Here is a 16,009-nt window from a genome sequence, read left to right on the forward strand (position 1 = left end):
TCACCAACCACGCCAACTTCGAAGCCCGCGGCATCCTCGCCACCTAACCTGATGCCACCGATCCCAGCAGCCCCATCCCACAAAAACGCGAAGGCTCGAAAATGGCGGCCTGCTGTGGGCAGACCCGGTGTACGGTCCTCCCTCGAGGCTGCAGCGATGGCACGTATGCCGTGATGCAGTCTCAGCAGGTCGGACGTCACCGACGCCGCTGTACCGATCGTTGCCCCCGGCGGGCTTCTTCGTCGAATCCGGACTGCGCCGCCTCGGCGTTGCGTCCGATCCGAGCTGCCGGAGGATGCCCATGCTGGCTACTGCAACGACCGCGACACTGGTCGGCGTCGACGGTCACGTCGTCACGGTTGAGGTGCACACCTCGAACGGACTGCCGTCATTCACCATTGTCGGGCTGCCCGATGCCGCCTGCCGCGAAGCGCGCGACCGGGTTCGGGCGGCGGTGCTGTCGTCGGGACTCGACTGGCCCGACAGTCGTGTCACCGTCAACCTGGCGCCGTCGGGCCTGCGCAAGGGTGGCGCGGTCCTCGACGTGGCCATGGCAGTGGCCGTGCTCGCTGTCACCGAGCAAGTGCCAGCCGAGTCGCTGCGCGGGAAGGCGTTCCTGGGCGAACTGGGCCTCGATGGAGCCGTCAGGGGCACGGCCGGCGTGCTGCCGCTCACCGACGCTCTTCGCGACGACGCGGTCGTCGTTGCGTCCGAGGCCTATCACGTTGCGCTCGCAGCAAGTCCGCGAGATGTTCACCCGGTTCGCACTCTGGGCGAGCTCGCGTCGGTGCTCGCCGGGCGCGCGCCGTGGCCCGATCCGCCGCCTGTTCCGCCACAGCCGTCCCCCGTACCGGTACCTGATCTCAGTGACGTGATCGGGCAGCCCTCCGCCCGAAGAGCGGTCGAGGTTGCCGCGGCAGGCGGTCACCACTTGCTGATGCTGGGTCCGCCGGGCGCTGGCAAGACGATGCTGGCCCGTCGGTTGGTGGGCCTGCTGCCTGCGCTCAGCCGGCAGTGCGCGATGGAGGCCACCCGGGTGCAGTCGGCAGCGGGTTTGCCGCTGCCCACCGGCTTGGCCACTCGGCCGCTTCTCCGCAGCCCCCATCACACCGCCACCGTGACCGCGCTGATCGGCGGTGGCACGAATGCGATTCGCCCTGGAGAGATCTCGCTTGCACACCGGGGTGTGCTGTTCCTCGACGAGCTCGGCGAGTTCGCGCCCAGCGTGCTCGATGCCATGCGTCAGCCGCTCGAAGAAGGTGTCGTTCGAGTGAGCCGAGCATTGGGAACGTGTTCGTTTCCGACTCGCTTCTTGCTTGTGGCGGCCATGAATCCTTGCCCGTGTGGCCAAGCCGGCCGGCCGAACTCGTGCCGTTGCTCGGACCTCGTCCGCCAGCGATACCTCCGGCGCCTCTCGGGGCCGCTGCTCGACCGCTTCGATCTCCGCATCCAGGTGCGGCCGCCCGATCCCGACCAATTGCTCGACGGCATCCGCGGCGAGCCGACCGTCGCAGTGGCCAGCCGGGTGGCGGCGGCTCGCGAGCGGGCCGCGTCTCGGGGTGTCGAGGCCAATGTCGAGCTGACCGGCGAGCAGCTCGAGCACTTCGCCCCGCTCACACCTGCTGCCCACGCCGCGCTACGTGAGCGACTGCGCGGCGGGCTGCTCAGCGGCCGCGGGCTGCATCGCGTGCGCTGCGTTGCACTCACGCTGTGCGATCTCGCCGGGGACGAACCGCTCGTCGATGCTGAACGCCTCGACGAAGCGCTCATGCTGCGCGCCAGCGTCGGCAACCTGCACGCGCCCGTGGCCGCAGGCGCCGCGCCATGACCGCTGGAGCGAGCGCATCGTCAAAGGAGCGAGCCGAGCTGGGCGCGCTGGCGGCGCTGTGTTCGCTGCCGCACATGGGCCCGGCGCGGGTGCGCGCCTTGCTGACCGGTCGTGACGCGCCCGAAGCCATCGATCAGCTGCGTGCCGGGCGGGCAGCGGCGCTGGCGGAGTTGCGGTCATGCCGCGGTGTCGACGAGACGCTGATCGCGACATGGCGGCGACAGATCGCATCGGCGTTCGAGCATGCGGCAATCGACGGGCATCCGGTCGGCGCCGACTTGCTCGCCGCGCATGCGCGAGAAGGCATCTGGCTGTCCGTGCCTGGTCGCAGCGATGCAGCTGAGATTTGGGAGTCAGACCCCGAGCCGCCTGCGCTGCTGTTCGGCCAAGGCTCTGTGATCGATCCGCAGGTCCGGCGCGTCGGTGTAGTGGGCACACGACGATGCACTGCCTACGGGCGCACAGTGGCGCAGCAGCTCGGGTCGGGCCTCGCAGCAGCCGGTGTAGCAGTGGTGTCGGGACTGGCGACCGGCATCGACGGCATCGCCCAGCGAGCAGCACTCGACGCGGGCGGATCGGTCATCGGCATCGTCGGCAGCGGGCTGGATCAGGTGTACCCGGCCTCGAACCGGACACTGTGGGCCGATGTGGCACGGCACGGGACGCTGCTGAGCGAGTACCCGCTCGGCCGGCGCGCTGCGCAGTGGCAGTTCCCGGCGCGCAATCGGATCGTGGCGGCCCTCTGCGAGGTGCTGGTGGTGGTCGAATCGGGTTCGGCAGGCGGCTCGATGTACACAGTGGATGCCGCCGCCGAGCGGGACCGGCCGGTCATGGCGGTGCCAGGGCCGATTACCAGCGCCGCCTCAGCCGGCACCAACCGGCTCCTCGCCGAAGGATGCGCTCCCGTTTGTGATGTGGCCGACGTGTTGGCGGCGTTGGGCGAGCCTGGTCGCGGCGACGCTGTGCCCAACGGTCTCGGACTCCCGGCGGCGCCTGCGGAACCGCTCGACCAACGGGTTCTGGACGAGCTCAGTGCCGGACCGCGCACGCTCGATGAGATGGCGTTGCTCACCGGCACAAGTCTGGGCGAACTGGCGTCATCGCTCGGTCGCCTGCAGCTGTCGGGCTGGGCCAGCGAGGCCGGTGGTTGGTGGGAGAAGGCCCGATGAGGACCCGACGTCGCCGTGGCGGGGCTTGCGAACCAGTGGGGACCTCTCGGTACTGTGGTTCTGGTGACTGTGGGTCTGGCAACGTCGCGTCTGGAGAGTGGGACGCCGCCGGTGTGGCGAGTCCCCGAGTTCGTTCTGTCGCTGACTGCGGCATCGGATTCCACCAAGCGCGCCTACCGTTCGGATCTGCGCCAGTTCGCAGAGTGGGCGTCCCGGGCTGGGCTCAACGTGCCCAGCGACGTCGATCGGCGCTGGCTGCGCCGATACATCGCATTCCTGTCGGTGCGTGGGCTGTCGCGACGCTCGGTGGCTCGCAAAGCGTCCGCATTGAGGCGTTACTTCGGGTGGCTGGCGCGCCAAGGCACCATCGGGGTCGACCCGGCGCTCGGGCTAGTCGCGCCGGCTGGCTCGGGACGCTTGCCGCGCGTGCTGGGTGCGGCCGAAGTGTCCGAGATGCTGGGCGACGGCACCGTGCCAAACGATCCGACCGAGCTGCGCGACCGGCTCGTGCTCGAGCTGCTCTACGGCAGCGGCCTGCGCGTCGCCGAGCTCTGCCAGCTCGATCGCGGCGCCTTCCGGCCCGGCAGCGCTCACATCGAGGTGATCGGCAAGGGCGCCAGGCATCGCCGGGTGCCGCTCAGCGAGCCGGCCATGGCGCTGCTCGCCGCTTGGCGCGACGGCGGCAGCGACGAGTTCGACGGGCAGCGGCTGCGCGAGCCGGCCGAGCGCGACCCTGCGGCGCTGCTGGTGAACCTGCGCGGCAACCGGCTCGGCACCCGGGACGTGCAGCGGATCCTGGATCGCCACGCTGCCACGCCAACCCATCCGCATGCCCTGCGACACACCTATGCCACTCATCTGCTGGACGGCGGAGCCGACCTGCGCGTGGTGCAGGAACTGCTCGGCCACAGGCGACTCGCGACCACGCAGATCTACACCCGGGTCAGCAGGGAGCGTCTCCGGGAGGTGTACGAGTCGGCGCACCCGCGCGCCTGACAATTGCATTCGCTGTTGCGGGCGCGGCCGTACTGGCTGTCGCAAGCGGCCCGGCGTGGGCACAGGCGGTGCCAGCGCAATCCGTGCCCGCACAGTCTGGGCCGGCGCTCGGCTACATCTGGCCTGTGCACGGCACCGTCGTGGACCCCTTCCGGCCGCCGGACAACCCGTACGGACCCGGCAATCGCGGTCTCGAGTTCGCGACGCAGCCCGGCTCGGCGTTCTGGGCTGCGGCCGATGGAGTCGTCAGCTTCGCCGGGCCGGTAGGCGGCCGATTGCATGTCACGGTGAGCCATCCCGACGGTCTGCGAGTGTCGTACTCGGGGGTTGCGTCGATCGGCGTACGCAGAGGCGAACGGGTCCGGCAACGACAAGAACTCGGCGCCACGGGTGATCGGCTGCATATCGGCGTGCGCCGGGGCGAGACTTATCTCGACCCGGCACAGATTTTCGGCAGCCGTCGCAGCCCAAGTGGGCAGCCGTCGCTTGGCCGCCCGCATCTCGTCCCCTCGTCGCCCGCCGTGTATCGCCTGCAACTGCGCTGGTTACACTCCGGCGTCGGCAATGCGGTGCTCTGAGGCTCACGCCGACGGAGGCCTGGCATTCAGGAGGCCGAGTCTCCCGGAAGCCGGAGTCTGCGCCAGCGCGTCTCGCCGAGATCGCAATGCCATCGACCATTCACTGACCAGCCGGGGCGACCCCACGGTCGCCGCTGCCAAAGCGGCGTCGTCCTCGGTGCAGAGATTCGAACCGTGGGGAGGAGCATTCATGTCCGCTGTTGTGACCATGTCCGACCTGCTCGCCGCCGGCGTGCATTTCGGCCACCAAACCCGTCGCTGGAATCCGAAGATGGAACGGTTCCTGTGGGGCGAGCGCAACGGCATCTACATCATCGATCTCCGGCAGACGCTTCAACTTCTCGAAGACGCCTACGCCTATGTGCGCGACACCGTGGCCGGTGGCGGCACGATCCTGTTCGTCGGCACCAAGCGCCAGGCCCAGTATCCGATCCAGCGCCATGCCAATGCGTGCGGCATGCCGTATGTGAATCAGCGTTGGCTGGGCGGGATGCTCACCAACTTCCGCACGATCCGCGGCCGGGTCACCAAGATGCTCGAGTACGAGCGCATGCAGTCCGCCGGCGATTTCAACAACATGCCGAAGAAGGAAGCCCTGCTGCATACCCGTGAGCTCACCAAGCTGCAGCGCAACCTGAACGGCATCCGGAACATGGACAAGCTGCCAGACGCCGTCTTCGTGCTCGACACCCCGAAGGAGCACATCGCGGTGGCCGAGGCTGTTCGGCTGAAGCTTCCAGTGGTCGCCGTCGCCGACTCGAACTCCGATCCCGATCCGATCACCTACGTCATCCCCGGCAACGACGACGCCATCCGCTCGACCGAACTGCTGTGCCGTGTCATCGCCGACGCCGCGTTGGAAGGCCGATACATGGCCGAGCGCAGCGGCGTGGTGGTGGCGCCGGCAGGCGAGCGCTCGCCTGAGGAAGAGGCACGCATCGCTGCACAGCAGGCCGAGGCACAGCGGGCCGCCATGGCCGAGGCTGCGGCCCGGGAAGCCCGAATTGCCGCTGATCAGGCCAAGAAGGCCGCTGCTGCTGCCGCCGTTCCAGACATGCGGTCGGCTGAGGCCCCTGCCGCAGCGGCTGATGTCGGCGGTGACGCAGTCGCCGCTGCCGAGGCATCTGTGCCGGACGCATCCACCAGCGATGCGTCCGCGTCTGCCGAGCCTGCCGCCGAGACCGGCGAGCCTGCGGGCGATGCCACCGGGGCTGAAGCCCTCGCCCCTTCATCTGCATCACAAGGAGCGTCCTGACATGGCGGCGTTCACAGCGAAGGACGTGCAGGCCCTGCGACACGCCACCGGCGCCGGGATGATGGATGCAAAGAACGCGCTGACCCGATGCGATGGAAACGCCGATGCCGCGGCCCAGTGGCTGCGCGAGAACGGCATCGCCAAGTCCGCGGCACGAGCAGATCGTGACAACAGCGACGGCGTCGTTGTGGCGCGCGTGATTGACAGTGGCAACGGCTCCGTCGGCGCCATCGTCGAGTTGCGCTGCGAGACAGACTTCGTCGCCAAGTCTGACGGGTTTCTGTCAATGGCGGACAAGATGCTGACCGATGTGATCGCAGTCGGTGCGTCTGCCGTCGCCGACGCGGCAGCCGTCATCGACGATCTGAAGATGACGCTCAAAGAGAACATCGCAGTCGGCACGGTCGAGCGCTTCGAGGCCCCCGCCGGCTCCTGCATCGACGCCTACGTCCACCAGCAGAATGGCCGTGGCGTCAATGCTGTGCTGGTGGAGATCCAGGGGGCCACGCCGGAGCTTGCTCACGATGTGGCGTTGCACATCGCGAGCAGCCGCCCCACCTACATCCGGCGCTCGGACGTGCCCACGGAGGTCCTTGACCGGGAGCGGGCGACCTTCGAGGCGATCAGCCGGAATGAGGGCAAGCCCGAGGCGGCGCTGCCGAAGATCGTCGAGGGCCGCCTGACGGGTTACCTGCGTGAGCACACGCTCATGGAGCAGAAGTTCGTGAAGGACGAGAAGCGAACAATTGCCGATCTCGTCGGAGCGGCGAGCGTGACGCGTTTCGCCCAAGTCGAGATCGGCCGCTGAGCATCGCTGTGGCTGCGGCGGTGACCCCGGTGACGCAACCGGAAGATCCGCGAGAGAGCGCAGCCCGTGAGTGGAAGCGGGTGGTGCTGAAGCTGTCGGGCGAGGCGTTGGCTGACGCCGGAGGGAACAACGTCAGCGCCGCTGTGGTGGATTCGCTGGCGTCGGAGATTGCCGACGTCTGGACCTCGTTGAAGGTTGATATAGCGGTCGTCGTCGGCGGCGGCAACATCTGGCGCGGCATGGCGGGCTCGATCGGCGGCATGGATCGCGCCCAGTCCGACCACATGGGCATGCTCGCCACCGTCATCAATGCGCTGGCGTTGCAAGATGCGCTCGAACGCAGAGAAGTGCCCACCCGTGTGATGACCGCCATCGGCATGGCACAGATCGCAGAGCCCTATATCCGGCGCCGGGCTGTGCGCCACCTGGAGAAAGGCCGGGTAGTGATCTTTGCGGCGGGCACCGGCAACCCGTTCTTCACAACCGACACCGCGGCTGCGTTGCGCGCTGCGGAAGTCGACGCCGATGTCGTGCTGAAGGGCACTCATTCCGGTGTCAACGGCGTCTATACGGCCGATCCGCAGACCGATCCAGATGCTCAGCTCCTCAGCGAAGTCACCTTTCTGGAAGTGCTGTCCCGGGAGCTCGCGGTGATGGACTCCGCGGCGATCGCCGTGTGCAAGGACAATGCCACTCCCATCGTGGTGTTCGACCTGATGACGCAGGGAAATTTCCGCCGCGTCGTCGAAGGCGAAGCGCTTGGCACGCTGGTGCGCTGACAGGTGACGGCCACTCCCGACCGGTCATAGCTACGCTGGTCGGGTGAGCGAATTCGCCGCTGAGATCTGTGCGGATGCTCGCGAACGGATGCGCAGCGCTGTCGAACACGCCCGCGGCAACTTCGCCACCGTCCGGACAGGCCGCGCAACACCAGCGCTGGTCGAGAAGCTGCAAGTCGACTACTACGGCGCAGCCGTTCCGTTGCAGCAGCTCGCGGGATTCTCGGTGCCGGAGGCACGCATGCTGGTCATCCAGCCGTTCGACCGGGGGGCGCTCGACGCCATCTCCAAGGCGGTGATGGAGTCTGACCTTGGCATCAATCCATCGAGCGATGGCCATGTCCTGCGATTGCTCTTTCCTCCCTTGACCGAGGATCGGCGCAGGGATCTGGTACGCGTGGTGAAGCAGATGGCCGAGGACGGGCGCGTCGCGGTGCGCAATCTGCGTCGCAGCGCTCGTCACGATCTCGATACGCTCGAAAAGGAGAAGGAGATCTCCGCCGACCAGAAGCGAAGCTTCGAACAGGAGCTCGACGCCGACACCGCCAAATTCGTCGGAGACATTGACCGGGCGTTGGATGCCAAGGAGCAAGAACTCCTCGAGGTCTGACCGAGCAGGTGTGAAGGTAGATGTCCGAAAGCAGCGCGCATCCGCCGGCCCACTCCGGTTCCGATCCCAGCGATCCGGCGGGCGCCGACGATCCGCTGGGCTCGACCCGGCCGCTGGTGAACTTCGATTCCGACGACGCTCCCGCGCCGGATGAGCCGGCTGTGCAGCCCGCGGAACCCGAAGCGACGACCACGGAGCCAGAGCGCCGCGGCGGCTCGCGCCTGTTCCCCCAACTTCCCGACGACCCGCGCCTCGCCGGCGAGACTCCAGCGACTCCCGACCCCGAGGCACCCGCGGCAGAGAACCTTGAACCGCTGTTCGATTCGCCCGATGAAACGACACCGCCGCCGATCCCGCCTGCTGAAGCCTCATCAACGCCGGCCGAGATGCCAGAGACGCCGCCCGCTGAGGCTGCCGCCACGTCCGCCGCCGATCTGGCGCCTGTCGCTGCGGCCCCAACCGTCGCCGAAGTACCTTCGGAGACTGGTGCCGCGCCATCCGAAACCGACCGCTTCGCTCAATGGGCTCAGCTCGATGCGTCTGCATCACACTGGCGCGAGGGGAATCAGGACTATGAGGAGCGTGGGGTTGTGAGCGACGAAACCCGGACTGTCTTGCACAATGCCCCTTCGGATTCCGGCGGCACCGGTCGCAACCTGCCGGCCGCCATTGCGGTGGGCGCGGTGCTGGCCGCGTTGTTCTTCGGAGCGCTGCGGCTCGGCGAAGCAGCCACCGTCGCGCTCGTCGCGATTGTGCTGGTGCTGGCCGCCGCAGAGTTCTACCGGGCCGCCCGGCCGCTGGGCTACCGCCCGGCGACCCTGGCAGGTCTTGCGGGCGTTGCAGGCTTGACCGTCGCTGTGCACCTGCGCGGTGTCGAGGCCTACCCGATCGTGCTGGCCGTTTCAGCGGTCACCATCCTCTGCTGGTTCCTGTTCGGCGTCGAGCGAGACCATCCCACGGCGAACATGGCCATCACGGCACTCGGTCTGCTGTGGATTGGCGGCTTGGGATCGTTCGCCGCGCTGATCCTGCGCGAGCCGAACGGCGACTCGATGCTGATCGCCGCCGTGATCGGGACGGTGGTATACGACGTGGGTGGCTATGTCGTCGGTCGAACGACCGGCCAGAGCCGACTCGCAGCGCGGATCAGTCCGAGCAAGACGCACGAGGGTCTCATCGGGGGAATCGTGCTGTCGGTGGTGATCACCACGCTTGTGCTGAATCGCTTCCCTGGCGTGTTCCCGTGGACCGGCGGCCTGCTGGACGCCCTGTGGCTGAGCCTCGCCGTCGCACTTGCCGCACCATTGGGCGACCTGACGCAGTCGATGGTCAAGCGCGACGTGGCCATCAAGGACATGGGCAGCCTGCTGCCTGGTCACGGCGGTGTCTTCGATCGCTTCGACGCGCTGCTCTTTTCCTTGCCGGCGGCGTACTTCGTCGGCACATTCGTCGTCGGCTAGGCGCATGGGCGCGACGACCGTCGCGGTGCTCGGCTCGACGGGTTCGATCGGCACCCAGACGCTGGAGGTCATGCGCACCGAGCCGGACCGTTTCCGGGCCGTCGCTCTTGCTGCGCACAGCTCAGTGAGCGAACTCGCAGCCCAAGCCACCGAGTTTGCGCCCGCAGCAGTCGCCATCGGCGATGCTGGGTTGGAGTCGGAGCTGCGTGCCGCGTTGCCTGCCGGCGTCGAGGTTCTGGCCGGTGCCGACGCATTCGCTGATCTCGCTGGCACGGCCGATGTCGTGGTGAATGGCGTGGTGGGCTTCGCTGGCCTGGGTGTCACTCTGGCCGCGCTTCGGGCCGGGCGTCGCCTCGCGCTGGCGAACAAGGAAAGCCTCATCGCCGCGGGACCGCTGGTGCAGCCTTTGCGAGCAGTGGCCGGCGCCGAGCTCATCCCGGTTGACAGCGAGCACAGTGCCTTGCATCAGTGCCTCGTCGGCCAGTCGGCACCGCCGGAGCGGCTGATTCTCACCGGCAGCGGCGGACCCTTCCGCGGTCGCGCTGCCGCCGAACTGCGCGAGGTGACCATTGCGGACGCTTTGGCGCACCCCACGTGGTCGATGGGCCCGAAGATCACGGTCGACTCCTCGACACTCATGAACAAGGGCCTCGAGGTCATCGAGGCACACGAGCTGTTCGGGATCGATTACGACGGGATCGAGGTAGTCATCCAGCCGCAGTCGGTAGTTCACTCGATGGTGACGTTCGCCGACGGCAGCACCATCGCGCAGCTCTCCCTGCCGGACATGCGCCTGCCGATCGGCTACGCCCTGGCCTATCCCGAGCGCATCGGGACGCCGTTCGGCGCTGTTGACTGGTCGGCGATCGGTCGCCTCGACTTCGAATTGCCTGACACCGAGACCTTCGGCTGTCTGCGCCTGGCGTACGACGCGGGCCGAGCAGGCGGCACCGCACCCGCGTGGCTGAACGGCGCCAACGAGCATGCCGTCAGCGCATTCCTGGCCGGGCAGCTGCGCTGGCATGAAATCGAGCGCGTGATCTCGAATGCGATGCAGCATCACGATGGCGCCGCTGCGGACAGCGTCGACGCGGTCATCGCTGCGGATCGCGGGGGCCGCCGGTCTGCGGCAGCTGCGGTGATGGGCATCCGCGCATGAAAGGCCACACTCCCGGGCGAGAGCCGCTGCCCGCTCGGACGAACTCGACGACACGCCGGGCCAGAGCGGCGCTAGTGCTTGTCGTTCTCGGCTATCTGGCGTGGAGTTACCCGCTCACCGTCGTGACGGTGACAGCAGTTGTCGGGGTGATTGCCGGCATGTTGCTCATGCACGAATTGGGCCACTACGTGACCGCCCGCGCAGTCGGGATGAAGGTCACCGATTTCTACTTGGGATTCGGGCCGCGGCTCTGGGGATTCCGGCGAGGTGAAACTTCGTACGGCTTACGCGTATTGCCCCTGGGGGCGTATGTGCGAATCATCGGCATGTCACGCGATGATGTCGTGGAGCCTGGTGATGAGCACCGTGCATTCCGCGTCAAGAGCTATCCACGGCGAGTTCTGGTGCTGTGCGCCGGCTCCATCATGCATTTTGTGCTCGGGTTCGTTGCTTTCGGGATAACACACGCGGCACTCGGGGCTCCTGTCGTCGACAGCGAGCAGTGGCGCGTATCTGGTGTCTTGGTTGGGACTGGCGGTGTTGTGTGGCCTGCGCATGCGGCCGGCATCGAGGTCGGTGACCGAATCGTGGCAGTAGCCGGCACAAACACCGAGGACTTGGATGATTTCTTATCGCAAATCCGGTCTCGACCGGGAGAACGTGTGGTGCTCACGGTCGAGCGCAACGACGATCTGCTCTCGCTCGACGCGACGGTAGCGACTGACCCGGAGACCAGCTCGGGCCTGCTTGGCGTCAATGTCCAATCGGTTGTCGCGTACGAGACTGTGGGTCTGCCGACCGCAGCGGTGCGGGCGCTTGCCGATGTCGGCCGCGCCGTTCCGAACACGGCGATTGCATTGTGGTCGTTGTTCGCGAACTTTGGTGAGCTGGTTGACCGCGTGCTTTCTCCTCCAGGCGATCCAACTGCCAATGAGGACCTGAGCACACGTCCGCTGGGGATATACGGGTTCGGTCAGCTCCTATCGCATTCCTCGATCGAATGGTCCAATCGAGTGGCGTTCTTCGGATTCGCGAATATCTTCATCGGAGTCTTCAATCTGCTGCCATTGCCGCCGCTGGATGGCGGTCATCTGGCGGTTGCGACCTACGAACGCTGGCGAGAGCGCGGGGGACGCGGTCGATACCTGAGCGATCCGCGCAAGCTTGCGCCCGTCGCCACATTCGTGGCGGTTTTCCTCATACTGCTGGCGGTCGGTTTGCTCTACCTCGACATCGCCAACCCGATCGATCTGTAGGAGCCTGAGCCGCATGAGCACGTCCAGCACCTACACCCGTCGGCAGACCCGTCAGGTGCACGTCGGCTCGGTTGCAGTGGGTGGCGGGGCACCCATATCGGTGCAGTCGATGACCACCACCAAGACATCCGATGTCGATGGCACGCTGGCGCAGATCTACGCGCTGGCCGGTGCGGGCGCCGACATCGTGCGATGCACAGCCAACGACATAGCGGCCGTTGAGGCGCTCGCGCAGATCGTTCCGCGTTCGCCCGTGCCCCTTGTGGCCGACGTTCACTTCCAGTACCGGCTCGCGCTGGCCGCGCTCGACGCCGGAGTGGCGTGCTTGCGGCTGAATCCGGGCAATATCCGCAAGCCCGACCAGATTCGCGCAGTCGCGACGGAGGCCCGCGATCGCGGCGTGCCGATCCGCATCGGCGTCAATGGCGGCTCCCTCGATCCCGACATCGAATCGCGCTTCGGCATGACGCCGGCCGCGCTGGTCGAGTCGGCCAAGCGGGAGCTGGGCTACTTCGACGAGGTGGGATTCGACGACGTCAAGATCTCGGTCAAGGCCAGTGACGTGACCCTGATGGTGGAGTCGTACCGGATGCTCGCCGACGAGGTCGACTTCCCGCTGCATCTCGGTGTCACCGAAGCTGGCCCCCCGCCCGCCGGCTTGGTGAAGGCGACTGCGGGCATCGCGACGTTGCTCAACGAGGGCATCGGCGACACCATCCGCTACAGCCTCACCGCCGACCCCGTCCAGGAGGCCACCGCTGGCCAGCAGTTGCTCCAGGCGCTGGGTCTGCGGGAGCGTTCGGGCACCGATCTCATTGCCTGCCCATCGTGCGGCCGCGCTGAAGTCGACGTGATCTCGGTGACCCAGGAGGCGCAAGAAGCGTTCCGTGACCTCGACCTGCCCGTGCAAGTTGCCGTGATGGGCTGCGTGGTGAATGGGCCGGGTGAGGCACGCAGTGCCGACCTGGGGATTGCCGCGGGCCGATCCCGCGGCCATTTGTTTGTGAAGGGCCAGGTCGTGTCTGTGGTGCCTGAGGACGAGATGGTCGCGGCGCTGGTGAGTTGGGCTGAGATCGTCGCGGCCGACGGCGTCGAGGCGGCGCTGTCGCGGGCAGAGGCCGGCGCAGCGGCAGCCGCCGAAGCCGACCGCGCCGCGCTCGTCAGCGAGCAGGGCGAGGACGTCAATCAGGCCGCCGAGCGCGTCGCCCTCATACGGCGCCGCTGAGAGCAGGGGGGTTCGCCTGCTCGGAGGCGGGCACACCGATCTGCGCGCTGCCGTTTCGCATGCGCTGGTAGCGTCATGCTTTCAGGACAGTTTCGGTCGGACCTGGGCTCTGCGCCATGTTCTTGTGGGTCGGGTCCTTGTGGCTCGGCCGCAAGGGCTGGTACCGCAGGCACAGCCCCGAGGGCGGCCGGGGCGACGCGGACAGGGAGGTTGCGATGACTGACACCGCTGCGGTTTCGCGCGCCCCATCTGCCGTCGACCCTTCGCAGCTCACCGCACTCGCCGAGCCGATCGCCGCCGAGATCGGCTGTGCCCTCTACGACGTGCAATGGCGAGGCGGCACGCTCGTGGTGCTGGCCACGGCATCGGAGGGTGGTGCCATCGGCGTTGAAGCGCTGAGCAAGCTCAGCCGCAGGCTGTCCGCCGCACTCGATGCCGCTGACCTGATCGACGGCCGCTACGTGCTTGAGGTGTCCAGCCCCGGGCTCGAGCGCAGCCTGCGGCGTCCAGAGCACTTTGCAAGCGCGGTCGGCGAGCGAGCAGTCATTCGCACGAGCGGACCGCTGCGCCGGCGCATCGTCGGCGAGATCTTGGAAGCCGACCGATCCGCGGTTTCGATCCACATCGAGGAGATTTCCGGCAATGCCGCCGCGGGGCAACAGATCGAGCCGGGAGCTGGTCAGATGCTGTCGGTGCCGTTCGGCGACATCGCCAAAGCCCGCACGACATTCGAATGGGGCTCACCGCCGCACAAGGGCCGAGGGAGGCAGGGACGATGAACAGCCCCGAGATCATGGAAGCGCTGCAAGCACTCGCTGCCGAGAAGGGGATGACCACCGAGGTCTTGCTTGAGGCGGTCGCGAACGGCCTCGAATCGGCCTACAAGCGCCGCGAGGGTGCCGCCGAGCAGGCCTACGTCATCATCGATGAGTCGTTCAACATCACGGTGTACGCCCAGGAAGTCGATGAACTGGGCAACGTTGTGCGCGAATGGGACGACACGCCTCACGACTTGGGCAGGATCGTGGCTCAGACCGTCCGGCAGGTCCTGAACCAGCGCATCCGCGAAGTCGAGCGCGACATGAAATACGACGAGTACGCCGGGCGCGAGGGCGACATCGTCACCGGCATCATCCAGCAGAACGATGCCCGTTACACGTTGCTCGACTTGGGGCGTGTGGAGGCGTTGCTGCCCCAGTCCGAGCAGGTTCCCTACGAACGTCCCGAGCCCAACAGCCGCCTCAAGGCGTACATCGTGGAGGTGCGCAAGACCGCCAAGGGTCCGCAGATCGTCGTGTCGCGCACGCATCCAGGACTGATCCGCGAGCTGTTCAAGCTGGAGGTCCCCGAGATCTCCGATGGCGTTGTCGAACTAAAGGCCTGTGCACGCGAGCCCGGCCACCGCACCAAGATTGCCGTCTGGTCGAATGACCCCAACATCGATCCAGTTGGCGCGTGCGTGGGTGCCCGCGGCAGCCGGGTGCGTCAGGTCGTGAACGAGCTGCGAGGCGAGAAGATCGACATCGTCCCGTTCTCCGACGACCTCCATGACTTCGTGGCGAAGGCGCTGTCCCCGGCCCGGGTGCGGGAAGTCCGCTTTCATTCCGAAGAGGGTGTTGCCGAGGTTGTCGTACCCGATCACCAGCTGTCGCTGGCGATCGGCCGCGAGGGTCAGAACGCGCGCTTGGCGGCCCGGCTGACCGGCTGGCGCATTGACATCAAGAGCGAGACCCAGATTGCCGAGGAGGAAGCCGGCTACTCAGGCGAGGAGTGGGCAGAGGGGGAGTGGGTCACCAACCCCGACACCGGCGAGCAGACGTGGGTTCCCGCCGACGGCAGCGAAGCCATCACGGCAGGCCAGTGGTCCGAAGCCGTCACCGAGCATCAGGACGGCGACGAAGCAGGCGACGCTGCGCAAACCAGCAAGACTGTGCAGACCAACGATGCTGTGCCGGCCGACGATGCTGTGGCCGCGGCCCCTGCAGAGGCTCACACCGACCCCAGTACGCTTCCATCGGACTCGACGGCGCCTTGAGGCCGATGGCCCGTCTCGTCGCGTCCCCGTTTCGTTTCCCGAGCCCCGCCGGGCGCCCCGTCAACTCTCGACAGAGATTCCGACAGAAAGACCGACCGCTTGCCGAAGAAAGTCCGCGTTCACGAGCTCTCCAAAGAGCTGGGCATGACGCTCACCGAGGTGCTCGACGTATGCGAGTCGTTGGGCATCGGTGTGAAGACGCACTCGTCCAGCATGGAGGACGCTCAGGCTGACCGCGTCCGGCGCAAGGCCACGCGTGAGGGACTGATTCGTGACGAGCCGCCGCCCGAGGCACGCAAGGCTCGCAAGTCGCCGGCGAAGGCTGCCGCTGCTACCTCGCGCGCAACCCAGCGTGACGACTCGGCGGAGGCACGGCAGGCGCCGGCGCCGACTCGCCCTGCTCGCAAGGCTCCGGCTGAGTCGAGGCCGGCTGCGCAGGCGGCACCGGCCTCCGAGGCCACGCCACCGGCGCCCGCAGCCGCGCCAGCCGTAGAAACGTCCCCGGAGACAGAAGCTCAACCTGCTGCTGCGGTCGAGTCGGCTCCGCCGACGGCACCGAGCGCTCCGCCGGACATGCCGCCGTCTGGCACCCCGCCGCCGAGCACGCTGCCGTCGGCGGGTGCCCCGCCGCCGGTACCGCCACCACGGCGGCTGGTCACCTCAAGCGGTCAGGAATCCGCGCGCCCGATTCTGCCGCCATCCGGGCGTCCAGCAGCGCGCTCGGAGGAACCAGCCGCAGCGTCGAGGCCAGCGCCGGACGAAGCGGCCGGCTCTGCGCTGCCGCCTCCCCCCTCTCGTCTGCCGGTGCCGCCGAAGTCTGCCGACGGCCGGCCGATCCCGCCCCCGCCTGC

At 67.6% G+C, this 16,009-nt stretch carries 15 protein-coding genes; all 15 read left to right on the top strand.

Translation table 11 applies throughout. The features are described 5' to 3' along the window. Window positions 1-301: 301 nt before the first annotated feature. Window positions 302-1,828 carry a YifB family Mg chelatase-like AAA ATPase gene (locus VI480_RS14275; RefSeq protein ID WP_323673533.1) on the top strand — a complete coding sequence of 509 codons (1,527 nt, stop codon included), beginning with the start codon at window positions 302-304 and terminating at the stop codon, window positions 1,826-1,828. Beyond that, window positions 1,825-2,997, top strand: coding sequence for a DNA-processing protein DprA (dprA, locus tag VI480_RS14280; protein ID WP_323673534.1), 1,173 nt, complete (start codon window positions 1,825-1,827; stop codon window positions 2,995-2,997). The genes VI480_RS14275 and dprA overlap by 4 nt, the downstream gene beginning before the upstream one ends. A 63-nt stretch (window positions 2,998-3,060) precedes the next feature. Further along, window positions 3,061-3,993, top strand: a complete 933-nt coding sequence (locus tag VI480_RS14285) for a tyrosine-type recombinase/integrase (protein WP_416246703.1) — start codon at window positions 3,061-3,063, stop codon at window positions 3,991-3,993. A gap of 83 nt (window positions 3,994-4,076) precedes the next feature. Next, a complete protein-coding gene (locus tag VI480_RS14290; RefSeq protein ID WP_323673535.1) occupies window positions 4,077-4,571 on the top strand; it encodes a M23 family metallopeptidase in 495 nt (164 codons plus the stop codon). A 190-nt stretch (window positions 4,572-4,761) separates the two neighbouring features. Beyond that, window positions 4,762-5,826 carry a 30S ribosomal protein S2 gene (gene rpsB, locus VI480_RS14295; protein WP_323673536.1) on the top strand — a complete coding sequence of 355 codons (1,065 nt, stop codon included), beginning with the start codon at window positions 4,762-4,764 and terminating at the stop codon, window positions 5,824-5,826. A 1-nt stretch (window position 5,827) separates the two neighbouring features. Beyond that, window positions 5,828-6,634: a translation elongation factor Ts gene (gene tsf / locus VI480_RS14300; RefSeq protein ID WP_323673537.1), complete on the top strand. Its 807-nt coding sequence runs from the start codon at window positions 5,828-5,830 to the stop codon at window positions 6,632-6,634. 29 nt (window positions 6,635-6,663) lie between these two features. Beyond that, window positions 6,664-7,413 carry a UMP kinase gene (gene pyrH, locus VI480_RS14305; RefSeq protein ID WP_323673538.1) on the top strand — a complete coding sequence of 250 codons (750 nt, stop codon included), beginning with the start codon at window positions 6,664-6,666 and terminating at the stop codon, window positions 7,411-7,413. 43 nt (window positions 7,414-7,456) lie between these two features. Next, the gene (gene frr, locus VI480_RS14310) at window positions 7,457-8,023 is read left to right on the top strand and encodes a ribosome recycling factor (RefSeq protein WP_323673539.1); all 567 of its coding nucleotides are present in this window, start codon (window positions 7,457-7,459) and stop codon (window positions 8,021-8,023) included. Between the two features lie 20 nt (window positions 8,024-8,043). After that, window positions 8,044-9,483: a phosphatidate cytidylyltransferase gene (locus VI480_RS14315; RefSeq protein WP_323673540.1), complete on the top strand. Its 1,440-nt coding sequence runs from the start codon at window positions 8,044-8,046 to the stop codon at window positions 9,481-9,483. Window positions 9,484-9,487: 4 nt separating this feature from the next. Further along, a complete protein-coding gene (dxr, locus tag VI480_RS14320; protein WP_323673541.1) occupies window positions 9,488-10,642 on the top strand; it encodes a 1-deoxy-D-xylulose-5-phosphate reductoisomerase in 1,155 nt (384 codons plus the stop codon). A 128-nt stretch (window positions 10,643-10,770) separates the two neighbouring features. After that, window positions 10,771-11,898 carry a M50 family metallopeptidase gene (locus VI480_RS14325; RefSeq protein WP_323673542.1) on the top strand — a complete coding sequence of 376 codons (1,128 nt, stop codon included), beginning with the start codon at window positions 10,771-10,773 and terminating at the stop codon, window positions 11,896-11,898. Between the two features lie 13 nt (window positions 11,899-11,911). Then, window positions 11,912-13,123, top strand: coding sequence for a flavodoxin-dependent (E)-4-hydroxy-3-methylbut-2-enyl-diphosphate synthase (gene ispG, locus VI480_RS14330; RefSeq protein WP_323673543.1), 1,212 nt, complete (start codon window positions 11,912-11,914; stop codon window positions 13,121-13,123). 215 nt (window positions 13,124-13,338) lie between these two features. Next, window positions 13,339-13,902, top strand: coding sequence for a ribosome maturation factor RimP (locus tag VI480_RS14335; protein ID WP_323673544.1), 564 nt, complete (start codon window positions 13,339-13,341; stop codon window positions 13,900-13,902). After that, on the top strand, window positions 13,899-15,158 hold the full coding sequence (gene nusA / locus VI480_RS14340) for a transcription termination factor NusA (protein ID WP_323673545.1): 1,260 nt from the start codon (window positions 13,899-13,901) through the stop codon (window positions 15,156-15,158). The genes VI480_RS14335 and nusA overlap by 4 nt, the downstream gene beginning before the upstream one ends. Before the next feature lie 99 nt (window positions 15,159-15,257). After that, window positions 15,258-16,009, top strand: a 752-nt coding sequence (locus VI480_RS14345) for a translation initiation factor IF-2 N-terminal domain-containing protein (protein WP_323673546.1), incomplete at its 3' end; no start/stop codon positions are given.

Origin of the sequence: Candidatus Poriferisodalis multihospitum (assembly GCF_028283155.1) — a bacterium.
Lineage (GTDB): Bacteria > Actinomycetota > Acidimicrobiia > Acidimicrobiales > Poriferisodalaceae > Poriferisodalis > Poriferisodalis multihospitum.